General features: G+C 46.9%; 3 protein-coding genes. All 3 read left to right on the top strand.

The annotated features are described in order from the left end of the window. The first annotated feature begins 157 nt into the window (after positions 1–157). Genes B3F49_RS12290 through B3F49_RS12280 form a run of 3 tightly spaced genes read left to right on the top strand, consistent with a single transcriptional unit; the run spans position 158 to position 4,389 of the window. Positions 158–1,531, top strand: a complete 1,374-nt coding sequence (locus tag B3F49_RS12290; protein WP_293911444.1) for an undecaprenyl-phosphate glucose phosphotransferase — start codon at positions 158–160, stop codon at positions 1,529–1,531. Positions 1,532–1,544: 13 nt separating this feature from the next. Continuing rightward, the gene (locus tag B3F49_RS12285) at positions 1,545–2,369 is read left to right on the top strand and encodes a DUF6675 family protein (protein ID WP_293895767.1); all 825 of its coding nucleotides are present in this window, start codon (positions 1,545–1,547) and stop codon (positions 2,367–2,369) included. A 16-nt stretch (positions 2,370–2,385) separates the two neighbouring features. After that, complete coding sequence (locus B3F49_RS12280; RefSeq protein WP_293911441.1) at positions 2,386–4,389, top strand: hypothetical protein; 2,004 nt, start codon at positions 2,386–2,388, stop codon at positions 4,387–4,389. The last annotated feature ends 244 nt before the right edge of the window (positions 4,390–4,633 follow it).

Here is a 4,633-nt window from a genome sequence, read left to right as displayed (position 1 = left end):
AAAAGGATTCGTATTGCAAAAAGTTGCTCAGCGACCGCTATGACGACCATCTTCACCTGTAAAGCGGGAACGAATTGGGAGTTCCGCATTCTCCTTGTATGTGCTACCATGAACAAAGTTATTTCCAATGTATGCGTGAAGAAGGTTCCCTATTGCTATGAAGAGTTCAAAACGTTCCTTGCTGGCTTTGAAATTGTTATGTGATACTCTGGCGATTCTGCTTTCCTGGCTGCTCGCCGGATATTTGAGATTCTATGTCATTCCCGGCGGTGTCCGTGCATCCTTTACGCTCTTCCTCCAAATTTCTGTTCTTGTGGTAGCTTACACCCTCTTTTTCATCAGCCGTAATGGTTTGTATGTTGAGGATTTGGAACATTCATGGCGTAAAGAGACGAACAAGCTGATTTTCAGTGCATTCGAAGGTTTTTTGCTGTTGGTGATTACCCTATACTTTGGGTTCTCTGCAAAAGTGAGCCGCTTGGCCATCGGACTGCATTTCATCCTCATCATCATATTCTTGGTGACCGAACGAACATTCATATCCGCGTATATCAAGAGTTGTTACCGAAAAGGCAAGTACAATCGGAAAATTCTTTTGGTCGGCTATGGGGATAATCTGCAAAAGTATGAACGTGCACTTCACAGTAAAAGCATTCTTGGCATCAATCTGGTAGGGCAGTACGATAGTCAGGGCAGGGGTATCGAAGCAGTGCGGCAGCTGCATGCGGATTCATTGCGTACTGTCGTGGAACAGACTCAGCCTGATCTGGTGGTAATTTCCTATCCAGGCAATGAATACGACCGTCAGCAGGCCATGGTCGCCCAAGGCCTTGATTTGCTTAATGAAAAGGTGGTCCTGCTTCCATCCCTGCCTGAGTCGTATATCGGTACACAGATTTCCGATTTCCGATGGATTCCGATGCTCACGCTCAATGCAGCTGATATCGGAGCTTTTCAGCGGATTGCCAAACGGTTGTTTGATATCGTGACTTGCAGTATCGGGGTCATCATCATCTCTCCCATTCTCTTGGTTCTGGCTGTTCTGGTAAAACTTTCTTCGCCCGGGCCTGTTATTTACAAGCAAAAGCGGGTGACGCGGGATGAGAAAATCTTTACGATGTACAAATTCAGGAGCATGCGAAACGATATTCCTGAGGGAACGGCGCATTGGACTGAGGAGAATGATCCAAGGGTTACGAAAATCGGGAGATTCTTGCGCAAGACCAGCTTGGATGAGCTTCCCCAGTTGTTCAATGTAATCGGTGGTTCCATGAGTTTGATCGGTCCGAGACCCGAGCGTCCTGAATTGGTGGAAAAATTCAATGCAGAGATTCCTGGATATCGGATGCGTCATCGGGTCAAGGCCGGTATTTCCGGTTGGGCCCAGGTCAATGGTTGGAGAGGCAATACGTCGTTGGAACGCCGCATTGAATTTGATCTTTTTTATATCCGTAACTGGAGTATGCTTTTCGATCTGAAGATTGTGCTGTATACATTCTTCAGAGGTTTTGTAAATGAAAATGCATATTAAACTGGAGTTGTTGATGAATAAACGGTTTTTTTTGATACTCCTGCTCTGCCTTCTTGGCATGGCGGGGCTTTTTGCTGCAGCTGACGAGGTGCGTAAGGCCCTTCCCAATCTGACCGAGGCCGAGTATCAGGCTCTCGAAGCTGGTGAGATGGTATACGGGCGTGCAATCGATGGGGGAAAGATAACCCAATATTTTGTTGAGGGATCGGAAGCTGGAAAACGTGCGGCTTTGGCCCAAGCACAGGAGAGTGGATTTTCCATCGGGGCGGTAAGTTATATTCCCTATCATGCGGCACTGAAAGCAAAACAGCCTCTGGAACGTCAGTTGGCGATTTTCAATGCTATTCGGGCCATCTCCACCCAGGAAGGTCTGACCTACATTTCCTGGCGTGCGGGAAACAAGGAAAAGGTGCTCATTGAAAAGTCTTCCTATATGGAGGACTCGAAGAATCTGAATAAGCTTCTCCCCGATCCTGTTGCCTCTGTGTTTCCCTACACTGCTGAAAGCTATGTGTATCAGCGGGACTCTTCCTTTGGTGGCAACAGGTACCTGCACACCTATACCAACACAGACAAAGAGATTTTTGTCGAAATCAGCAATATCAGCAACATGAAAGTGCTTGGCCTCTTCACGGCGGTCAAGTCGGGTCAACTGTCCATCGATATGGGGACCTACCAGTTGGAGGATGGCCTGTTGCTTGTAGCACTTACCAGTGTAAGGGACCGCAGTCCTGAGGTTTCTGTGCTTGGCCTTACGGTTGATTTGCCTTCTGCATTCAGACGCCGTATCGTTGCTCTTCAGAACTGGTTTATAGACCAGCTTGCCACCATACACTGAGAATTAGGACTATTTCATGAAACATACTCGTTCGTTGTTTGTCTTGTTGCTCTGCTTCCTTGTTCTTGCTCCCGTATCTGCGGCTGTTCATACCTCGGTTCCTGTTGATCACGAAGTATATCGTATTCTTGATGTAGCACGGATCAGGGGCTTGATCGACAACCAGATCGATGTCAAACCCTATAGTGCCAGCAGGATACTGCATTTGTTGGAAACAATTGCAAGCCAACCTGAAAAATTGAGCAAATCTGAATTGCTGCAAATTCAACAGTTGATTGCTTCCCTCAATGCTTCTTATGGATATGAACCTTCCAATCTTGAAAAGCTTTTATCGACAGGCTATTTGCGGTCGTATGACCGCGATAGAGGACTGGGAGCTTCGTTCGGCATAACCGTCGACTCACAACAGACAGTGAGTCTCTCGAAGAAAGGGGAGTATGACAGCAGAAACTCAATTGTAGCATTCTTGAAGTCAGACATCGGTTCCCATGTTTCATTCAACATGGATTTTGGTTTGGTATTAGATAAGCTGAACAACAGCGTGTTTCTTCCCAGTGAATTCACCATTCCCGGCGAAGGCTTTTATATGCGACTCACTGAAGGTGGAAGCCCTCCTTCTTCCATACCCTTTGACAAGCTGAATACCAGCTTGGTTCTTACCCCCGAGCTGTCGGCATCGTTTTTCGATGGTGATGTCCTGCTTCGCTGGGGTACGATCAAGCGTGATTGGGGCCCTGGTTTGAACAACCTCATGCTCTCAGCGGATGCACGGAGTTTCGATGCAATCGATATCCAGCTGAATTTGACTTCCTGGTTCAGGTATTCGGTGATGAACGGTTCGCTGGGTAAATTTTCTTTGGACGATATTGATGGAGAACCGTTCTTATCCGACAGATATGGCGCCAAGGAAGACCGGTTGAACTATCGCTATAACAACAACTTCAGCGCCCACCGGGTGGAACTCGACATCGGCAGCGATTTGACTTTCGCCATTTATGAATCGACGGTGTGGCAGAAGCGCTTTGAATTGAGTTATCTCAATCCCTTCACCGTCTATATGTTCCAGCAGAACAGCCTCGGAGACATCGACGATGTATTCGCAGGACTCGACTTTTCGTATACCCTTCCTTCCAAGGCCCGCATCTATGGGGCGATGGCCATGAATGAGATGAATGTGGTAGGAAATCCCATCACCATGCTCAAGGCACCAAGGAATATGTTTGCCTTCCAAGCAGGGGTGGTGGTACCGCTTCCCATCGGCTCATTCTCCTCCCTCACACTCCAATGGACGTATATCGGACCCTTTGTGTATACGCACTATCCGATGAGGAAGTTGACGGGGACTTTGGATGCTTCCATTCCTACTGCTCCCATAACCATTACTACCGATACCGGCCGTACCGTGACCTATAACGGGACAGATACTATTACCCTTTTTGCTAAAGGGCCGGATGATGTACAGACGATAAACCTTGATACTGCAGAGTGGTTCAGTAACGGTACCTACACCCTGACCAAGGACGGCAGAACCATGATTGAGAAATCAACAGATGGTAAACGCTTCCTCATCTACGAAACCTATGCCGAAACCAACTATGTCAACAAAGGTGAGAACCTTGGATATCCGCTTCAGCCCAACTCCCAGGAGTTCCTGCTGCAGCTGGACCTCGGGCTTCCCAAGGGTTGGACAACGCAACTGCAGGTCAAGTATCAGGCACGAAGCGGCCAATATGGATATGCACTCGACCAGTTCATGCTCTATACAATACATAAGCAATACCCTGAAAAGGATTTCTGGAATTATGTATTCAACCACACCTTGTCGGTTCTGTTCTCGGGAACCAAGAAGCTGGACGGTATGCCTATCTCATTGACGGCTTCCTACCGCTTTATCGCTGACTGGGTGCGACCTAAAGACGAAAGTACTGAGAGATTCGATGGTCTGACTACAGTCTTTGGATCTTGGCAGGATCCTTCCTTCAACCACATTGTACAGGTGGGAGTGAAGATTTTTTATTGATTTTGGGAGGGGCGGTACAAAAATTCTCCTTTTATTTGCTGAAAATTGTAACGTAGTGACCTGCTTCTTGGATTATGCTCTATATCACTATGGGAACGAAAAATGACAAAACTTATTCTTTTGTTGACATGGTTGATGAAAGTGATATATCGTGCCAAGTAATACTAGTATGTGCATGGAATGAGGATATATGGTAAATCTGAGGAAAAAGGTTGTTTTTTTCTTCCTTGTCTATCTGATATGC

Origin of the sequence: Sphaerochaeta sp. UBA5836, assembly GCF_002432845.1 — a bacterium.
Lineage (GTDB): Bacteria > Spirochaetota > Spirochaetia > Sphaerochaetales > Sphaerochaetaceae > Sphaerochaeta.
Note: the sequence above shows the minus strand (reverse complement) of the source record. Positions and strands in the feature narration are given on the sequence as shown.